Annotated in this window: 15 protein-coding genes and 1 pseudogene; 11 read left to right on the top strand and 5 right to left on the bottom strand. The window is 43.0% G+C overall.

Annotated features, from left to right (window positions below; translation table 11 throughout):
- Nucleotides 1-25: 25 nt before the first annotated feature.
- On the top strand, nucleotides 26-202 hold the full coding sequence (locus A3GY_RS0103555) for a hypothetical protein (protein ID WP_018030033.1): 177 nt from the start codon (nucleotides 26-28) through the stop codon (nucleotides 200-202).
- A 39-nt stretch (nucleotides 203-241) separates the two neighbouring features.
- On the opposite strand, the gene A3GY_RS0103550 is transcribed toward A3GY_RS0103555, so the two are convergent.
- The 4 genes from A3GY_RS0103550 to A3GY_RS0103535 all read right to left on the bottom strand — a co-directional run bounded on the left by A3GY_RS0103550 (nucleotide 242) and on the right by A3GY_RS0103535 (nucleotide 5,134).
- Nucleotides 242-1,747, bottom strand: coding sequence for an ATP-binding cassette domain-containing protein (locus A3GY_RS0103550; RefSeq protein WP_018030032.1), 1,506 nt, complete (start codon nucleotides 1,745-1,747; stop codon nucleotides 242-244).
- 27 nt (nucleotides 1,748-1,774) lie between these two features.
- Nucleotides 1,775-1,921 (bottom strand): hypothetical protein, encoded by a 147-nt coding sequence (locus tag A3GY_RS10370; RefSeq protein WP_018030031.1) that lies wholly within the window; start codon nucleotides 1,919-1,921, stop codon nucleotides 1,775-1,777.
- A gap of 322 nt (nucleotides 1,922-2,243) precedes the next feature.
- The gene (locus tag A3GY_RS0103540) at nucleotides 2,244-2,984 is read right to left on the bottom strand and encodes an amino acid ABC transporter ATP-binding protein (RefSeq protein ID WP_018030030.1); all 741 of its coding nucleotides are present in this window, start codon (nucleotides 2,982-2,984) and stop codon (nucleotides 2,244-2,246) included.
- On the bottom strand, nucleotides 2,984-5,134 hold the full coding sequence (locus tag A3GY_RS0103535) for an ABC transporter substrate-binding protein/permease (RefSeq protein WP_018030029.1): 2,151 nt from the start codon (nucleotides 5,132-5,134) through the stop codon (nucleotides 2,984-2,986). Before A3GY_RS0103535 ends, A3GY_RS0103540 begins: the two co-directional genes overlap by 1 nt.
- Before the next feature lie 161 nt (nucleotides 5,135-5,295).
- Between A3GY_RS0103535 and uvrB the strand changes: the two genes are divergently transcribed.
- The 3 genes and pseudogenes from uvrB (at nucleotide 5,296) to A3GY_RS10410 (ending at nucleotide 8,287) form a co-directional block, all read left to right on the top strand.
- The gene (gene uvrB / locus A3GY_RS0103530; protein ID WP_018030028.1) at nucleotides 5,296-7,287 is read left to right on the top strand and encodes an excinuclease ABC subunit UvrB; all 1,992 of its coding nucleotides are present in this window, start codon (nucleotides 5,296-5,298) and stop codon (nucleotides 7,285-7,287) included.
- A 50-nt stretch (nucleotides 7,288-7,337) separates the two neighbouring features.
- Nucleotides 7,338-7,616, top strand: a pseudogene (locus A3GY_RS10520) (putative immunity protein); the annotation flags it as partial.
- A gap of 83 nt (nucleotides 7,617-7,699) precedes the next feature.
- Nucleotides 7,700-8,287 (top strand): CPBP family glutamic-type intramembrane protease, encoded by a 588-nt coding sequence (locus tag A3GY_RS10410; RefSeq protein WP_018030027.1) that lies wholly within the window; start codon nucleotides 7,700-7,702, stop codon nucleotides 8,285-8,287.
- 91 nt (nucleotides 8,288-8,378) lie between these two features.
- On the opposite strand, the gene A3GY_RS0103515 is transcribed toward A3GY_RS10410, so the two are convergent.
- Complete coding sequence (locus A3GY_RS0103515) at nucleotides 8,379-9,395, bottom strand: YdcF family protein (protein ID WP_018030026.1); 1,017 nt, start codon at nucleotides 9,393-9,395, stop codon at nucleotides 8,379-8,381.
- A 263-nt stretch (nucleotides 9,396-9,658) separates the two neighbouring features.
- On the opposite strand from A3GY_RS0103515, the gene A3GY_RS0103510 reads away from it, so the two are divergent.
- The 7 genes from A3GY_RS0103510 (at nucleotide 9,659) to A3GY_RS0103480 (ending at nucleotide 17,344) form a co-directional block, all read left to right on the top strand.
- On the top strand, nucleotides 9,659-10,705 hold the full coding sequence (locus A3GY_RS0103510; RefSeq protein WP_018030025.1) for a zinc-binding dehydrogenase: 1,047 nt from the start codon (nucleotides 9,659-9,661) through the stop codon (nucleotides 10,703-10,705).
- Between the two features lie 145 nt (nucleotides 10,706-10,850).
- Nucleotides 10,851-11,651 carry a transporter substrate-binding domain-containing protein gene (locus A3GY_RS0103505; RefSeq protein WP_018030024.1) on the top strand — a complete coding sequence of 267 codons (801 nt, stop codon included), beginning with the start codon at nucleotides 10,851-10,853 and terminating at the stop codon, nucleotides 11,649-11,651.
- Between the two features lie 114 nt (nucleotides 11,652-11,765).
- Entirely contained in the window at nucleotides 11,766-12,920 is a 1,155-nt protein-coding gene (locus A3GY_RS0103500; RefSeq protein ID WP_018030023.1) for an aminotransferase, read from the top strand.
- Between the two features lie 32 nt (nucleotides 12,921-12,952).
- Entirely contained in the window at nucleotides 12,953-13,768 is an 816-nt protein-coding gene (locus A3GY_RS0103495; RefSeq protein ID WP_018030022.1) for a transporter substrate-binding domain-containing protein, read from the top strand.
- A 165-nt stretch (nucleotides 13,769-13,933) separates the two neighbouring features.
- On the top strand, nucleotides 13,934-16,525 hold the full coding sequence (locus A3GY_RS09900; RefSeq protein ID WP_018030021.1) for a GBS Bsp-like repeat-containing protein: 2,592 nt from the start codon (nucleotides 13,934-13,936) through the stop codon (nucleotides 16,523-16,525).
- A gap of 125 nt (nucleotides 16,526-16,650) precedes the next feature.
- On the top strand, nucleotides 16,651-16,827 hold the full coding sequence (gene rpsU / locus A3GY_RS0103485; protein WP_000048058.1) for a 30S ribosomal protein S21: 177 nt from the start codon (nucleotides 16,651-16,653) through the stop codon (nucleotides 16,825-16,827).
- A 241-nt stretch (nucleotides 16,828-17,068) separates the two neighbouring features.
- Nucleotides 17,069-17,344, top strand: a complete 276-nt coding sequence (locus A3GY_RS0103480; protein ID WP_018030020.1) for a TIGR04197 family type VII secretion effector — start codon at nucleotides 17,069-17,071, stop codon at nucleotides 17,342-17,344.
- Nucleotides 17,345-17,346: the final 2 nt, after the last annotated feature.

The raw sequence follows: 17,346 nt of genomic DNA, 5'->3' as shown, positions 1-17,346 counted from the left end.
AGAAATGTGAAAGAGAGGTCATCAAATGGGCTTAGTATCTTTTAAAGACAAGGACGGCAATTTTGGGTCTGCTGCGGATGTCTGGAACTCAGAACGTCTAGAGCAGCTCTTTAACGAATTGAATCCCAACCGCAAGTTGCGCTTAGAGCGGGAGAAATTGGCCAAGGAAGAAGTGCAAGAAGAAACGCAAAATGAAGAATAAAAGAAGAAGCCTGCTGCATAAAAACAGTAGGCTTTTCAATTATCTTTTTCTCAGCAAGCTTTCCTCAACCAACTGATAGTTGATTGCAGTTACCTCTTCGATAAAGCGGCGGTCATGGGAAACACTGATGATGGCACCTGGGTAATCTATCAAGAGCTGTCGAATGAGGGGCTGACTGGTTGGTGAAAAGTGGCGGGTCGGCTCATCCAAGACCAGAACATCATTGCCAGCCAAGACCATCCGAGCCAGAAACAGTTTGGCCTTTTGTCCGCCTGACAAATCATGTAGAGAATGAATGACCTCTTGTCTGGTAAATTTTAAACTAGCGAGGAGAGTTCGTGCTTTTTCCTCATCGGCTACCGAAGCTAGAAAGGACAGAGGTGTATCCTGATTTTCAAATTCCTCCTCGTAGTGCTGGGGCATGTAGCCGACGGATAAGTCAGGACGAGCTAGCAAGTCTTTCATGATTAATTTGAGCAGTCTGGTTTTGCCAATGCCATTCTTGCCAGTGATAACCAGCTTATCCTGTCCCCGAATCTGCAAGCTGATCGTTTGTCCTGTCGGCAAGGCCTTATGCTCCCAAGAGAGGATGGTTTTGCTGGCTGGTAGGGGCTTTATTTCTGAGAAAAAGAGCTGGATGGCATCCATATCTTGCGGCATTTCGGTCAGGTTTTCGGCTTCTTTTTTCAGTCGCTTTTCTTGGCTGAGGACATTCTTCATCTTCTTGGCCAAGAGCCGACCGGCAGTACTGTCATGGGTATGGCGCAGGACATGCTCTACACTCTGGTGGATACGGTGGTGGCGCTCCATCTTTTTGGCGTGTTCTTCCCGTTCTTTTTTAGCGACTTGTAGCTGGTGTTCAAAGCCCTCTTTTCGCTCCTGACGGTACTGATCATAGCTTCCACGGTAGAAAGTTGCTCGAGGTTCTGTCCGCTTTTTGAGCAATTCCAGGTGCAAGATAGCAGTAGCTGCCCGAGCTAGCAAACTCTCATCATGGGAGATGAAAAGGATGGCCTTGTCTGACTGCTGGATAAAATGTTCCAGCCATTGAAGGGTTTCTAAGTCCAAGTCACTGGATGGTTCATCTAAAATCAGCAAGTCAGGGTCATTGGCTAGAATTTTCAAGAGCTGAACTTTCAGTTTTTCACCACCGGAGAGACTAGTCATAGTCTGTACATTGGCTTCAAATTTCTCCAAATCAAGTCCGAATTGGTCGGCGTATTTGTAAAAAAGGTTGAAGTCAAAGAGCCCATAGTCCAGATCTCGATAGAGAAAATCCATGACGGTTAGTTGGAGTTCTTCATTTTCCAAAGCTTGTGGCAAATAACCGAACTGGTGAAAATGGTTGGTGATCTTCCCTGAAAGTTGGGCATAGGAAGAAAGGAGTTGAGGGGCAACGATAGCCTTGATGAGGCTGGACTTGCCCGTGCCTTCTTCGCCAATAATGGCCAGTTTTTCGCCTGGATTTAAGACCAAATCCAAGTTGTGTACCAAATCTTGCAAGTCTTTCTGATGGGTAATGGTTAGTTTTTCTAATTGTAGCATAGGTCCTCCTTAGGAGATGGGACCAGCTTAGCGATTTCCTAGATTATGACTGATAATAGGCTTGCTGTGCTGGTTAGTGTGACCAGGGCGGACATTTTTATCAGCTGTTTTGCCAGCTTGTCCCTTTCCCTGTGGCTGTTTGACTTGTTTTTTTAGTTGGTCTAAGTGTTTCATCGTATTTTCCTTTCTTGCTCCAAGATTTAATAGAAAAACCCTGCTTAATCAAGCAGGGTTTGAAAGAAGAGAGTGCCAATAAGAACAAGACTCAAAAAGGCTTGTTGACTTGTTTATTTGGACAGAACTAAAAACCATGCTTGATAAAGATAGATTATCTGCAATTATTGGTTTTTAGTTTAACACGATAGGTTGTCCTCCTGAATTGTGGTACCTTTATACTAGCAAATCAATCGTATTTTGTCAAGAAAAGGCTTTCATGACTAGCAAAGACAATCTAAAAAGCAGCTGTTATCTAAGAATTACGGCTGCTTTTTAACGATTAAACGTTTAAGACTTTATCCAAGAAGTCTTTCAAACGCGGGTGTTTAGGGTGATCAAAAATTTCTTCAGGAGTGCCATCCTCTAGAAATTGACCGCCGTCTGTAAAAATAACGCGGTTAGCTACTCGGCGAGCAAATCCCATTTCATGGGTAACGATGAGCATGGTCATGCCTTGTTCGGCTAAGTCTTTCATGACATTGAGAACGTCTCCGACCATTTCAGGGTCAAGGGCAGAAGTCGGCTCATCAAAGAGCATGATTTCTGGATTCATGGCTAAGCTTCGAGCGATTGCCACGCGTTGCTTTTGTCCACCGGAAAGGCTGTCAGGATAAGCATCTTTCTTATCAGAAAGTCCGACCTTTTCCAGTAATTCAATAGCATGCTTTTCTGCAGTTGCCTTGGACTCTTTACCCAATTCAGTCGGTGCAAACATGATATTCTCTAAAACGGTCATGTGAGGGAAAAGGTTGAAATGCTGGAAAACCATTCCGATATTTTCGCGGGCTTTATCAACATTAGTGGCTGGATCCGACAATTCATAGCCATCCACAACAACCTTACCGCTGGTAATCGTCTCCAAAAGATTTAAGGTCCGAAGGAAGGTTGACTTGCCTGATCCAGAAGGACCGATAATACAAACCACGTCCCCCTCATAAAATTTAGCATCAATTCCTTTTAAAACTTCATTTTTTCCAAAGGATTTATGCAAATCTTGAACATCAATTTTTAAATCTGCCATTATTTAATCCTCTTTTCTAAACGTTTTGCCAAGCGTGTCAGCAAGGTGATGATGATCAGATACAAGATTGCTAAAATGGCATACATACGGAAAGATTGGTAGTTTCTAGCAATGATAATTTTTCCAGCTTGGAAGAGTTCGATCAGACCAATAGCTGAAATAATGGTTGTATCTTTTAAGGTGATGACAAATTGGTTGATGAAGTTTGGCNGCATCAGCTTCGTAGCCTGTGGAAGGATGATTTTTTGCATCGTCTTCCGATAAGGAATACCCAGACTTCGGCTGGCTTCCATCTGTCCGACTGGGACAGCTTCAATACCACCGCGGACAATTTCAGCGATGTAGGCACCAGCATTTAGGGTAAGGGCAATAGTCCCAGCGACGAAGTCATTGATAGGACTCTGATTGCCGGTTACGGATTCGATGAGGTTTGGAATCCCCCAGAAGATAAAGGCTGCGACAATCATGAGCGGAATACCGCGAACCACATCAACAAAGATAGAAGCAATCACGCGAAGTGTTTTGAATGGGCTGACACTCATCATCCCAAAAATAATACCGACAATAATGGCAAGGCCAAATGACAGCAGGGCTAGACTTAAGGTAGTGCCAAGTCCAGATAAAAGCTGTTTGTAGTTGTTTTGAAGGAGGCCAATGATGGTTGTTTCGTCAGCTGTTTTTTCTTGGCTTTCGCTCTCATCGCCTAGATACTTATTGACAATTTTGTCATACTGACCATTTTCTTTAAGAGCGGCCAAGCCGTTATTGAACATTTGAATGAGCTCAGGATTCGTGCCTTTTTTAACGCCGAATCCATATTCACCTGATTTTTCACCATCAACCGGTGTCTCAAACTGACGTCCCTGCTGAATAGCATATTTCAGAACAGCTTCATCATCCATAAGCGCATCAATAGAGCCAGAGTTCAAGCTGTCATACATGGTAGAAGCTTCATCAAAAGCTTTGATTGTGTAGCCATACTTACTCTTGTTTTTTTCAAAGAAAGTGTAAGAAGCAGTTCCATTTTTGGCACCAACCGTTTTACCTTTTAAATCAGCATAACTGGAGATCTTGCTGCCTTTTTTGACGGCCAAGAGGGTGTTGGAAGTATAGTACGGGTCAGAAAAGTCGAAGATTTGTTTGCGCTCTTCGGTAATGGACATTCCCGCCATAACCCCATCAGCTTGACTGGACTGAACGGCATTTAGGGCCGCGTCAAAGCCGGGATTTTTGATTTGCAGGGTGAAACCTTGCTGCTTGGCGATTGCCTTTATCAATTCAACATCAATCCCCACATATTTGCCAGCATCATTTTGGAATTCAAAAGGTGCAAAGGAGGAATCCATAACAATCGTGTAGCTGTCTTTGACCGGGGTAGCCTTGGCGCTGCTTGTTTGATCAGTGTCAGAAGCAGTCCATTTGGCGATAATCTTATCGTAACTGCCATCTTTTTTCAGTTTTTTGAGCGCTTTATTAAAGTCTTTGACCAGATACTCATACTTACTGCCTTTTTTCACAGCAAAAGCATAAGAACCAACCTTCTCTCCTTTCATGGAGACACGAAGGTCTTGACCTTGGCTGATAGCATATTGAATAACAGGCTTATCATCCATAACCGCATCAACAGCTCCCGATTTTAGGCTGTTGTACATATTGTCCCCAGCATCAAAAGAAGTGACTTTAAAACCGTACTTATCCTTGTTCTTCTCTAAGAAAGCCTGCGAGGATGTTCCGTTTTTAACGCCGACAGTTTTGCCTTTCAGCTGACTGTATTTGGAAATCTTATTGGACTTGGTTGTGGCAATGACAACTGCAGAGTCGTAGTAGGTATCCGAAAAGGTAAATACTTTTTGACGTTCCGCTGTGACAGACATTCCTGCGATAATAGCGTCTGCCTGCCCTGACTGGACGGCATTAACCGCCGCATCAAAACCAGGGAAGGTCATTTTGTAATCCCAGCCACTAGCTTCGGCGACGGCCTTAATTAAATCAACATCAATGCCTTTATACACTTGATCTGAATCTTTAAACTCAAAAGGGGCGTAAGTGGAATCAGAAACAATAGTAATAGTTTCTGCTGAGGCTTTAACACCCGATGCAAGGAAAAATGTCAGAAATGCTATCATAAAAGCAAGAAATTTTTTCTTCATCTCTATCTCCTTTAGTAAAAATTACTTTATTATAGCAAAAAACGGGTGCAACTGCAAATTTCACAATCTCGATGTCATAAAATATAACATTATTTGTAACTTATGAGTCCAGCAAGAAGCTTTTTTCAATAATATGTTAGAATAACAGAAGAGGTGTAAGAATGATAAACAGACAAGAAAACAATTCCTTTAAACTCGTTTCTAAATACGAACCTTCCGGAGATCAGCCACAGGCTATTGAGGCTTTGGTAGATAATATTGAAGGGGGCGAAAAAGCTCAAATCCTCATGGGAGCAACAGGAACTGGGAAAACCTATACCATGAGTCAGGTTATCCAGAAGGTCAACAAGCCCACTCTGGTAATTGCCCACAATAAAACGCTGGCTGGTCAGCTTTATGGCGAATTTAAAGAATTTTTCCCTGACAATGCCGTGGAATACTTTGTTTCCTACTATGATTATTATCAACCCGAGGCCTATGTGCCATCGTCTGATACCTATATCGAAAAAGACAGCTCGGTCAATGATGAGATTGATAAGCTCCGCCATTCAGCGACGTCAGCCCTTTTAGAACGCAATGATGTCATTGTTGTGGCCTCTGTGTCCTGTATTTACGGGCTGGGGTCTCCGAAAGAATATGCTGACAGCGTTGTCAGCCTAAGACCTGGGCAGGAGATATCCCGTGACCAGCTCTTGAATGATTTGGTGGATATCCAATTCGAGCGTAATGATATTGATTTTCAACGCGGCCGTTTTCGGGTTCGAGGAGATGTGGTGGAAATTTTCCCTGCTTCTCGCGATGAGCATGCCTTTCGGATCGAATTTTTTGGAGATGAGATTGACCGTATCCGAGAAATTGAGGCCTTGACAGGTCGTAATCTGGGTGAGGTAGACCATTTAGCCATTTTCCCTGCGACTCACTTTATGACCAACGATGAACACATGGAAGTGGCAATTGCCAAAATTCAGGCTGAATTAGACACCCAGCTCAAATTATTTGAAGCAGAAGGGAAACTTTTAGAAGCGCAGCGCTTAAAACAGCGGACGGATTATGACATTGAAATGCTTCGGGAAATGGGTTACACCAATGGTGTTGAGAATTACTCCCGCCACATGGATGGGCGCAGCGAGGGAGAGCCGCCTTATACCCTGCTTGATTTCTTCCCTGATGATTTTCTGATTATGATTGATGAAAGTCACATGACCATGGGGCAAATCAAGGGCATGTATAACGGTGACCGCTCCCGCAAGGAGATGTTGGTTAATTACGGTTTCCGTCTGCCGTCTGCTCTGGACAACAGACCCCTGCGCCGCGAAGAATTTGAAAGTCATGTTCATCAGATTGTGTATGTTTCTGCGACCCCTGGAGATTATGAGTTGGAGCAGACAGATACGATTGTGGAGCAGATTATTCGTCCGACAGGTCTTCTGGATCCTGAAGTAGAAGTACGTCCGACCATGGGGCAGATGGATGACCTTCTGGGAGAAATCAATGCGCGGACAGAGAAGGGCGAGCGGGTCTTTGTCACGACCCTGACCAAGAAAATGGCGGAGGATTTGACCGATTACCTGAAAGAAATGGGAGTCAAGGTTAAATACATGCACTCAGATATCAAGACCTTAGAACGGACGGAAATTATCCGAGATTTGCGTCTGGGTGTCTTTGATGTTCTGATTGGGATTAATCTGTTGCGTGAGGGGATTGATGTGCCAGAAGTCAGCCTAGTTGCTATCCTGGATGCAGATAAAGAAGGTTTCTTGCGCAATGAACGTGGGCTTATCCAGACTATCGGACGGGCAGCCCGTAACGCTCAAGGTCATGTCATTATGTACGCCGATACCATGACCAAATCAATGGAGAATGCCATCAAGGAAACCGCCCGTCGCCGGGAAATTCAGATGGCCTACAATGAAGAACACGGTATTATTCCGCAAACCATTAAGAAGGAAATCCGTGATTTGATTGCCATTACCAAGTCGGGTGACAGCGATGTGGCTGAAGAGAGCCTAGACTATGCGGCAATGAACCGTTCAGAACGCAAAGAAGCCATCAAAAAACTCCAAAAACAAATGCAGGAAGCTGCCGAATTGCTGGACTTTGAACTGGCAGCTCAAATCCGTGACATGGTCTTGGAGCTGAAAGCGATGGATTAAGAGGGAGAAGCAGTGAACTTGAAAATAATTCCGATAACCATAAAAGTCATCAGGGAATAGTCACTTTCTGTCTGCGATATGGAGAGGATTTACTGAAGCGCTTTGATTACCAGGTTTTTCCGGAAATCAAACAAGGCTTTGCTGCCATGCAGGACTGGCTGTCTGGGAAAATCAATTATCATACAGCCAGAAATATTAGTTTTGCGATCTCTAGGCTGGTGCGCGACGAGAAAGATCTGGTCAAGAAACGGTTTTATCAACCCTTTTCACCATTAATGGCCAGCCCGCATGTTAATACCATAGCCTCTGTGAAACAGACTTTGCAGTAACTGTTATCAATCGCATGTCCCTAGAAATATGTCTCTAGTTCAGGAAGAAAGGCGAAAGCAGCTAACACTTTTGGAGGGGATTCATGAAGAATGTTAAGAACTTGATTTTACCAACCATCACATGGTTTCTTCTTTTCGGACTGACAGTCAAGCTCGGGCTGTCTGAGGCCCTCTTTTCTCTTTTGCCGTGGAGTGGAAGTGTTATTGTCGGAGGCTGTCTGCTGAATATGATCTTATCTTGGCTTATCGTAAGAAAAAGAGAAGAATTGGCTTTGCTTTTAAAGTTATCTGATCGAAAAATCTGGCTGCTTTACCTGATTCTTTTCTTTGCAGGCATCACGGTTCCCTGGCACTATCATTGGGAGCTCCCCATCTGGCAGTACCTGCTCTTTGTGACCGTTTCCGTTTTTTGGCAAAATCTGGTAACTTTTGGCCTTTTTCAAAATGCTTTGAAGCAGCACCTATCACAAAAAAGTATTTTTCTGCTTTTGCCTATTGTTTTTCTCTTAGGGCATATCATCTTTATTCCTAACTTTTTGACCGAAAAATCCCCGGTTGTCGTTGTGCTTACGCCTGTTATGGCACTGCTTTTCAGCTATTTAAAAGAAAAAACAGGGCAGTTGCATTGGCTGATTTTCATTCATCTCATGTTTTATTTTTTAACGGCTTGATTGCCCGTTACGATGGCCTTTTCAATTGATCTGACTCAATCAGAAAGAGAGTTCAATATGGTTGAACTCTCTTTCTTGATCTAGCATCGCATTACCAATGAACGAAGTGAGAGACGATGAGTAATACAATCAAAATCAGATAGATGGCTGCGATTCCCCATCTCAGTTTGACGAGGATAGCGATGTATTCACGGATAAAGGCGCTAGGGATGTAATAGCTGGCAGTTCGGCAGCCTAGGCCGTCTCCGCTGAGTCCAATTTTCTTAGCATAAAAGCTAGTGCGAAAAACATGATAATCATTTGTAACAAAGAGGAAGCGTGGTGTTTTGATAAGCGATTCGCCAATCTTTTTAGAAAACAACAGATTTTCATAAGTTGATCTTGACCGATCTTCCATAAGAATCCTGTCATCTGGAATGCCTTGCTGTTTAAGCGCTTTTGCAATAGCCTGTGCCTCAGACACTTTTTCATCTGGTCCTTGACCGCCGCTGGCAATTAGCTGCATAGCAGGATTAGTGGTGTGATGAAAGACTTCGAGCGCCTTGTCAATTCTTTTTTGCAGCAGCGGGCTGACCCGCTCGCCATCCAATAAACCAGCTCCGTGAATGATAATAAAATCATAGGTCTTTTTCTTAGGAATAAGATTGTAAAGAAAGCTATAGATGAGTAAGGCCGCAAAGATAGTGCCAAAAAGTAAATAGGAGAAAACGAAGAGATTGACTAAAATGGAGAGATAGGGCAGGACGACTAAATATTTCCAGAAAGTCAGGTAAATAAAGTAGAGAATAAAGAAGGAAACAATGATAATCCCAAGTCCCAGAGAGAGGTAATTGGTCTTAGATTTTCCCTCCTTTCGCAGGAGGATAAGACCGTTATAAATGAGAAAAAGGCCGCTTAGCAAGACTAAAAACGGTATCAGAGCAAAGCCGGCTAAAAGCAGAAAACTGCCAAGTAGGTTCAGCTGATAATAATAGGCCAAGTCAAGCAAAGCCAAATAAAATGAGACTAGGAAAAAGAAGAGTAAGAAGGGGTTGCTTAGACTGCGGTTGTCTCGATAGAGTGACACTATCAGCAGTAGCAAGAATATCAGAGCGATTATCGTCAGCATAGGACACCTCCTAAATCTTTCTAAGATGATTATATAGGAGATAGGTCCTCTTTTTCCTTACAGTCGCTCGGATAAAACTTACAGAATTGTAAGCTGGCAGGTCTGTTTGAAGAAATGAAGTTAAGAGATGTGAGGACTGGTAAAAAAAGCTTGACTTGAAGTTGACTTCAAGGTTTATAATGAAAGCAAGCAAAGAATTTTGGTCTAGAAGATTCTTTAGCCTTGAGTAGTTATTCCCGTTTCAGGGTAGAAAAGAGGAACTTATGAAATCTGCTATTTTTCAAAAAGCTGGCTTAATGACTGTCGAAGAGGTTGCTAAACCAACTTTGCAGGCTCCCGATGATGTCATTATCAAAGTCGTTCGCGCCTGCGTCTGTGGGTCTGATCTCTGGGCCTATGCCCATGGTGACAATAAAGAAGAACACTCTATGAACGATGGTCACGAGGCTCTGGGCATTGTTGATGCGGTCGGAGATGGCATAACGACGGTTCAGCCAGGAGACTTTGTTATTGTTCCATTTACACATGGCTGCGGCGAATGTGATGCCTGTCGTGCCGGTTTTGATGGAACTTGCGATCGCCATCCAGGCTTCACGAACTGGTCACATGGTTTCCAGTCGGAATATATCCGTTTCCATTATGCTAATTGGGCCTTGGTTAAGGTACCTGGACAGCCATCTGATTATTCAGAAGGAATGATAAAGTCTCTATTAACCTTAGCAGATGTCATGCCAACAGGTTATCATGCCGCACGCTGTGCTGGTGTCAAACGTGGGGATAAAGTTGTTGTTATTGGAGATGGAGCAGTCGGACAATGTGCTGTGATTGCGGCTAAAATGCTGGGGGCTTCTCAAATTGTTTTAATGAGCCGTCACGAAGACCGTCAGCAAATGGCGTTGGCATCAGGAGCAACCGCAGTTGTTGCTGAACGCGGGGAGGAAGGCATTGCCAAGGTTCGTGAAATCCTAGGCGGAGGAGCCGATGCCGCACTTGAATGTGTCGGGACAGAAGCAGCTGTTGATCAGGCACTTGGGGTTCTCCATAATGGTGGCCGACTTGGTTTTGTAGGCGTACCGCATTACAATAATCACCCACTTGGTTCCACATTTGCTCAAAACATCTCTGTTGCGGGCGGTTCAGCTTCCGTGACCACCTATGATAAGCAAGTATTGCTGAAAGCAGTTCTTGATGGCGATATCAATCCCGGACGTGTCTTTACAGCCGATTATAAACTGGAAGAAATCAATCAGGCCTACCAAGATATGCAAGAGCGAAAGACTATTAAATCCATGCTGATTGTTAGTGACTAAATTGTTCCAAAAACAATGACAGGTAAAGAGAGTTTTATAGAAAAGGAGGACACCCTCCTTTTTTGTATTTTTATAAAAAAATACTTGACATATGAATAAATATAAAATAAAATAGTCTTAGATTAATTTTTTAGGAGAGATAATAATGAAAAAATGGATTTTAGGAAGCCTAGCTGCCCTGTCTCTTATTGCTTTAACGGCCTGCGGTTCAGCTACAGAAGATACATCTTTGAAAAAAATCGAAAATAAAGGCAAGATTGTTGTTGCCATGAATCCGGAATTTGCACCTTTTGAATTTAAGACTTTGGTGAATGGCAAAGATACAATTGTCGGTGCTGATGTTGAGATTGCTAAAGAAATTGGTAAAGAGCTGGGGGTTAAGGTTGAGTTTTCATCCATGTCTTTTAACAATGTTTTGTCAAGTGTGCAGTCCGGTAAGGCCGATATCGGTATTTCAGGGATTTCGGCGACGAAAGAGCGCCAAAAAGTCTATGATTTTTCAGAAACCTACTACGAATCTAAAAATGTTGTTATCGTGAAAAAATCAGAAGTTGATCAGTACAAAACAACGACAGCTTTAAAGGGGCAATCGGTAGCGACGCAAAAAGGCTCTATCCAAGAAACAATCGCCAAGGAGCAGCTGAAAGGGGCTAATATGGTGTCTTTGGTTCAAAATGGTGAGATGATAAACGAGCTAAAAGCTGGCAAGGTCAATGGGGTTGTTCTTGAAAAGCCCATTGCAGAGGGTTATGTTGCTAAGAATGATGATTTGGCCATTGCCTCTATCGATCTGAAGTCGGGTGATTCAGATGCCTATGCGGTTGCTATGCCAAAAGGAAGCACGGCTCTTAAAAAGAAAATTGATAAGGTCATCAAAAAGCTGAAAGCATCAGGAAAAATTGATACTTTTGTTAAAGAGGCTTATGACTTATCCATTGCCGAATAAATCATAAGGGATTAAAGGAGCCACCGCTCCTTTTTACTTGCCAGAAGAACCATTTCTTGACAAGCTTTGGGATATTCAGTATGATCAAGAAGATTAACTATTCAAGGAGTTTTAATGAAATTACCCCGCTTCGGAGTAGAAGAGTGGCTTAATGCACATGAAAAAGAAGCACTCTATGATATTGCCGGTGTCTCTATCGCAGCCCTCAGTCTGGACGAGCTGCTGGCAATGGGCCGCCAAAACCCAACTGATTTTTTCCAGAAATTAAACAAGAAACGCTTGGATTATGGCTGGATTGAAGGGTCTCCTGAATTTAAAGAGGAGGTCTCCGGTCTTTACAAGACTGTCAGAGCAGATCAGGTGCTGCAAACAAACGGTGCAACGGGCGCTAACTTTCTGGTACTTTATAGCTTGATTGAAGCAGGAGACCACGTCATCTCTTTATATCCGACTTATCAACAGCTTTATGACATTCCTAGATCCTTGGGAGCTGATGTGTCCTTGTGGACAATTAAAGAAGAAAAGAATTGGCTGCCGGATTTGGATGACCTGCGTCGTTTGATTAGGCCAGAAACCAAAATGATCTGCATCAACAATGCCAATAATCCCACGGGAGCAGTGATGGATGAGCTCTACTTGAAGGAACTGGTAGAGATTGCGAGATCCTGCGATGCTTACATTCTATCCGACGAAGTTTACAAGTCATTTGCGCCAGACCAGCACATCCCAGCCATTGTTGATCTCTATGATAAGGGCATCTCAGTTAACAGTCTGTCCAAAACCTATTCCTTACCGGGAATCAGAGTGGGCTGGGTAGCCAGCCATGCTGATATTGCCGATAGACTGAGAGGCTATCGAGATTACACCATGATTTGTGCCGGAGTCTTTGATGATATGACAGCTGCTTTTGCTTTGAAGCACCGGCAGGCTATTCTTTCACGAAATCAAAAAATTGTGAGGGATAATTTAAAGATTTTAGAAGAATGGGTGGCGACTGAGCCACGTGTGTCCCTCATCTCACCAGCCCATGTATCAACTGCCTTTGTCAAATTCGATCTTCCTATTCCAATCGAAACTTTTTGCTTGCAAGTCTTGAAAAACCAAGGTGTTCTCATGGTTCCGGGCAATCGTTTTGATCGGGAAGGTTATGCACGTATCGGCTATTGCTGTCCTCAGGATATGTTAAAGACAGCACTGGCTAAAGTATCTGAAGAGCTGCGCCAATTTGCAAATGACATTGGTATTGACAAGTCAGTGAAAACCCTCTAAACTGAAATTAGTAAAAAGAAAAGAGATTTGTTATGAAATTAAAGAAAATACTTTTAGGGGCTGCCGGACTTTTAGCAGCAGTGAGTTTAGCGGCCTGCAGCAACTCGTCGTCAAAAGATGCTCAGGTTTCTATAGAGAAAAAAGGAAAATTAGTCGTTGCCATCAGCCCGGACTATGCCCCTTTTGAATTTAAGGCTTTGATAAACAGCAAAGATACCATTGTCGGATCGGATGTACAGTTAGCTCAGGCCATTGCAGATGAGCTGGGCGTCAAACTTGAATTGTCTTCCATGAGTTTTGACAATGTCCTGACTAGCGTGAAAACAGGAAAAGCAGACATGGCTATTTCAGGCCTATCCTATACCAAAGAACGTGCCAAAGTCTATGATTTCTCGGACGCCTATTATGAAACGGAAAATGCTTTCCTTGTTAGAAAGGCAGATTTAGAAAACTATACGGCTGTTTCTGACTTTTCTGGCAAGAAAGTTGCTGTTCTGAAAGGTGCTATTGAAGAAACGCTGGCCAAAGATCAGTTGAAAAAGTCTAACATCACCTCCTTGACGGTTATGGGAGAGGCGGTTAATGAATTAAAATCTGGTCAGGTAGATGCGGTTAACTTGGAGAAACCAGTTGCAGAAGGCTATGTCGTTCAAAATTCCGATTTAGCTATTGCGAAGGTTGCCCTTAAGACGGGTGAAGGAGATGCTAAAGCAGTTGCTCTGCCTAAGGATAGTGGCAAGCTCCTCAAAACGGTAAACAAAGTCATTGCCAAACTGAAAAAAGAAGGCAAATACAAAACCTACATTGAAGAAGCAGCTCAGCTGACAGATCAACAAGTGGATGAATAAGATAACGCGCACAGCCTCTGGCTGTGCGTGTTTATTATATTAGGGAAATTGACAAAAATAGGATTTGGTGCTACATTAGAATTGTCTAATAATATAATCAAACGTTGAGTAGAAATGAACCATAAAATGACCTGCTTTCGGATTGTTTTAGGTTAAAGGATGATGATGACAAAGAAAAAGATTCGTTTTAGAAAAAACAACATTTACACCTTATGTGGCCTTATATTGGTCTCTTTTTTAATGAGTACGGCTTCTGTCTCAGCCGATGAGGCGGATCAGTTGGTAGATGGGGGACAGACCTCTCAAGATTTCATCGGTGTTAGTGAAACGACAACTGTAAGTTCAGCACCCGATGTGACAAGTACCGAGAACACTTTGTCCAAGCAAGATGACAGTTCAAGCCAGGAAGTTTCATCTCCTGAAACAGCAGCTGTAACGGTGTCAGAAGCCAAAACCAGTGCCCCTGAACTGGCTGTGACGCAAACTGGCAGTCAGCTGAAGATAACTTATGACGGAGAACTCCCTCAAGGGAGTTCGGTCAAGGTAGCTGTTTGGACGGAAGAGCAGCAGCAAGATGATTTGAGGTGGTACACCGCTGACTCTCATCAGCAGCTAACCATTGATCTCTCCAAAACGCATAGGGCTTATGGTCTCTATAACATCCATGCTTATAATGAGCTTCAGGGGAAAATGATTGGCTTAAAAGCGGTCCAATACACCATAAAACTAGTGGAACCAGCTGTTACCATCAAAAAGAGACAAGATGATTGTTATGACGTTGAGATCAGCAATGTTGGGAAAGAAATCACCAGTTTTTCGCTGCCTGTTTGGACAGAGCATAAAGGTCAAGATGATATTTTATGGTATGCTGCTACAAAAGTAGAGGAAGGACGCTTTTTAGCACGCATTCAGCTTAAAAATCACCGCTACGAAACTGGTTTATACCAGGTTCATGTCTACGGACAAAGCAGCATCAGCGGAAAAATGGAAGGGCTGAAGGCGACGCATTTTGACATTCCAGAAACTAAGGTTACGATCAGTACCGCTGCCAAAGGAGATAGTGGCTTTTCGGTAAAAGTAACGGGTCAGCCAACCTATATCTCAGAAATTCTGCTGCCAACTTGGACCCAAAACAAGGACCAAGATGACATCAGCTGGTATACAGCCAAGAAGCAGCCAGATGGGAGTTTTCTTTGGGAGGTGTCGATTTCAAATCATCATTTTGAGACGGGGCTTTACCAGATTCATGCCTACGGCAAAGCGGCAGGAGATGGCCGCCTCATTGCCTTAGGTTCTACCAGCTATGACGTTCCGTCATTGCAAGTTAACGTTGACGTTTCAGACAAAGGGAATAATGTACTTGAGGTTACCATCACCGATGTTCCAAGCTATATCAAAGAGGTTATGGTTCCAATTTGGTCTGTCAAAAATGATCAGGATGATATTTCTTGGTACAAAGCCAGTAACATAAAAGATGGTCGTTATCAGCTACAGTTTAGTTTGGCTAACCATAAATACAACATCGGAGATTACGTGGTTCACGTTTATGGAAAGACCTCAACCAATAAGATGCTTGGCTTGACCAGTACGCAATACCATGTTCCAGATGTCGTGGTCTCAGTTCCGGCTAAATTTTCAGTTGGACAAACGATTCAAATCCAAGCCTATGCCACACATGAAAGCAATGGCTACTCCCTGTCAAATCATCAAGGCTGGATAGGAAGCGTTACAAATATTGCTAAAAACACCAATAACGCCATCGGGGGCTGGGAGTACCATGTCACCTATAACAATGGTGAGCAAAATGTTCATGTTTTGGAACAGGATCTACGCTATGTCCACCATGTTGCTCTCAAGGAGTACAACACTAAGATTCAGAATAACATCGCGCTTCAGGAAGCCTTTCGATATGCCAGCTCGCACCCAGATATTACCCTTTATCTGCCTCAAGGACGTTTCATGATTGGAAGTGACATCCAAGAAGAAGACTTAGGCCGAACAGATCAAAGCAACTACATCATCCTCAGTTCCAATACACAGCTAAGAGGACATGATAAGGGAACACGATTAATCGTTGATGGCACTATGCTTTGGTTTGGTTTGCCAACAGGGCCTAGGGGCATTGACGGGCTTTCCAACTTCGTGATGGATAATGTCCATATCGTGGCCAATGATTTAGTTCAAGGGAATTACTTTATGCTGATGGCTAATCATGGCAATAATTGGCTGATTAAAAACAGTAGCTTTACCATGGTTCAAAAAATGGGACGACACATTTTTGATTTAGGTGGTGTTCAAAACGCTGTTTTCACTAATAATCAATTTATTGGCTATGCCCCTAACCTAACAGGGGTTACAAGACTTCCTGACGGAGCCAATCTGCATGACTATTATGCAGAGGCTATTCAGTTAGACCGTTCGAATAATCAAGGAGGCTGGGATGCCTCTATGATTAAACGCCTTGACAGCAATTACATGGCTTATAATGCCATGGATCAAATGTCAAGCAATATTACCATCGACAGAAACCAATTTTTGCCTTATTATAACGCTGAAGGAAAATTAGTCGCTTATTCAGCAACCCTTGGTCAGCATTCCTCAGAAGTAGGAGATGTGATAATAACCAATAATCGATTTGTGGCAACCTTAGCCAAAAGATACAGCAAGCAAAACAATTCTTGGTTCATGCAGCCTATCCACTTTGTTTTAAGAAAAGGTGCTCAAAGCCGTGTAACAGGAAATCAGATTCAGGCCTAAAGATTATGGTTTAGGCATCAAAAGATAGGAAAATGATGACATTTTCTTGACAGTTTTTCAGTCATTGTGTATACTAGGTAGGAACGTGTAAAAATGTTACATTGAAATTGAGGGGAGTGAAATAAATGTCAAAAACAGTCGTACGTAAGAATGAATCACTTGATGATGCTCTTCGCCGTTTCAAACGCTCTGTAACGAAAGCTGGTACACTTCAAGAATCACGTAAACGTGAATTCTACGAAAAACCTTCTGTCAAACGTAAACGTAAGTCAGAAGCAGCTCGTAAGCGCAAGAAATTCTAAAGTGACTACAAAAAAGCCCATACACATTGCACCTCTTGTTAGATTGTCTCTAACTTTTGAGTGTGGTTTGTATGGGCTTTTTGATTTTTAAGTACAATTATTCCAAATAGGAACTTATCGAGTATTACCTTCAATCTAAAGATGACTAAAGCTTCTGCTGCAGCTGTTTCATTTTCTTTTTTTCAAAGGTCTTTTTTATGTTAAAATAGAACTAATTGCTAAATTAAGGAGAAACGATGAGATGTCAACGACGATTAGGAGTCATCAGGAAACGGCACAAACTTATGCAACTCAGCTGGCAACTGCCTGTCAGACCTTAACGGGGATCAGTGCAGCCAGTCAGGATACGCAAACGACCCTGCAAGGCAATGGCAGAGCCCATCACGTCATGACGGAAGCACAGACCTTAGCGACGAACATTAGCTCTTCTGTTTCAACAACCGCCAGCAATCTTCATTCAGTGGCGAGTGAGTTTGAAGCTGTCGATCAGGCAGAGGCAGATCGTTTTAGGAGTTAAGG

Origin of the sequence: Streptococcus ferus DSM 20646, from assembly GCF_000372425.1 — a bacterium.
GTDB lineage: Bacteria > Bacillota > Bacilli > Lactobacillales > Streptococcaceae > Streptococcus > Streptococcus ferus.
This window is presented reverse-complemented; position numbering and strand designations above follow the sequence as displayed.

Bases quoted from the DNA above. Each gene is read 5' to 3' on its own strand.
- A3GY_RS0103550 (WP_018030032.1), bottom strand. From the start codon at position 1,747: ATGCTACAATTAGAAAAACTAACCATTACCCATCAGAAAGACTTGCAA.
- A3GY_RS0103500 (WP_018030023.1), top strand. From the start codon at position 11,766: ATGAAATTACCCCGCTTCGGAGTAGAAGAGTGGCTTAATGCACATGAA.
- A3GY_RS0103555 (WP_018030033.1), top strand. From the start codon at position 26: ATGGGCTTAGTATCTTTTAAAGACAAGGACGGCAATTTTGGGTCTGCT.
- A3GY_RS10370 (WP_018030031.1), bottom strand. From the start codon at position 1,921: ATGAAACACTTAGACCAACTAAAAAAACAAGTCAAACAGCCACAGGGA.
- A3GY_RS09900 (WP_018030021.1), top strand. From the start codon at position 13,934: ATGACAAAGAAAAAGATTCGTTTTAGAAAAAACAACATTTACACCTTA.
- rpsU (WP_000048058.1), top strand. From the start codon at position 16,651: ATGTCAAAAACAGTCGTACGTAAGAATGAATCACTTGATGATGCTCTT.
- A3GY_RS10410 (WP_018030027.1), top strand. From the start codon at position 7,700: ATGAAGAATGTTAAGAACTTGATTTTACCAACCATCACATGGTTTCTT.
- uvrB (WP_018030028.1), top strand. From the start codon at position 5,296: ATGATAAACAGACAAGAAAACAATTCCTTTAAACTCGTTTCTAAATAC.
- A3GY_RS0103510 (WP_018030025.1), top strand. From the start codon at position 9,659: ATGAAATCTGCTATTTTTCAAAAAGCTGGCTTAATGACTGTCGAAGAG.
- A3GY_RS0103515 (WP_018030026.1), bottom strand. From the start codon at position 9,395: ATGCTGACGATAATCGCTCTGATATTCTTGCTACTGCTGATAGTGTCA.
- A3GY_RS0103540 (WP_018030030.1), bottom strand. From the start codon at position 2,984: ATGGCAGATTTAAAAATTGATGTTCAAGATTTGCATAAATCCTTTGGA.
- A3GY_RS0103505 (WP_018030024.1), top strand. From the start codon at position 10,851: ATGAAAAAATGGATTTTAGGAAGCCTAGCTGCCCTGTCTCTTATTGCT.
- A3GY_RS0103480 (WP_018030020.1), top strand. From the start codon at position 17,069: ATGTCAACGACGATTAGGAGTCATCAGGAAACGGCACAAACTTATGCA.
- A3GY_RS0103495 (WP_018030022.1), top strand. From the start codon at position 12,953: ATGAAATTAAAGAAAATACTTTTAGGGGCTGCCGGACTTTTAGCAGCA.